This window comes from Enterococcus sp. HMSC072F02 (genome assembly GCF_001837725.1).
In the GTDB taxonomy this organism is placed as follows: Bacteria; Bacillota; Bacilli; order Lactobacillales; family Enterococcaceae; genus Enterococcus_B; species Enterococcus_B lactis.
Genome location: NZ_KV833884.1, coordinates 1 through 538 on the forward strand (window position 1 = coordinate 1; position 538 = coordinate 538).

1 pseudogene is annotated in these 538 nt (G+C 35.5%); it reads right to left on the reverse strand.

Annotated elements, in window-relative coordinates:
• Window positions 1–9: 9 nt before the first annotated feature.
• Window positions 10–538 (reverse strand): annotated as a pseudogene (locus HMPREF2731_RS00365) (IS30-like element IS6770 family transposase); the annotation flags it as partial.

Consider the following 538-nt stretch of genomic DNA (forward strand, 5'->3'; position numbering starts at 1 on the left):
TATGATTTGTCAAATTAAGCTAGAATAAAATGCTTCTTGTACATAGCTCAAAAATATTTCGATTGGTGTTCTGTAATTCAATGATTTTCTTGGAATATGATTACGTTGATTGCTGACACTGGAAATAAATGTCTGATTCACTTCTCTAAAATCCATTGATTTCGGCAGTCCATTACGACGCAGAATCCCGTTAGAATTCTCGTTTAATGGGCGTTGAGAAGGTGTTCCAGGGTCCGCAAAATATATATCAATATCATGTTGGTTACTAATGGCTTTCCAGTTAGAAAATTCTTTTCCACAGTCAAACGTAATAGATTTAAAGAAGTTTTTAGGGAAGCGAGAAAACCATTGATTAAGGGCAGTTTCAATATCTAATGCCTTACGGCCGTTGGGTTTAATCGTGATAATGACTTTAGATAATCTTTCAACTAAAGTAATGACGGCACTTTTATGATGAATGCCAACGATCGTATCACCTTCAAGGTGACCAAACTCAGAATTGAAATCAGGATAATTATCAGGTCGATCATGGATTGAG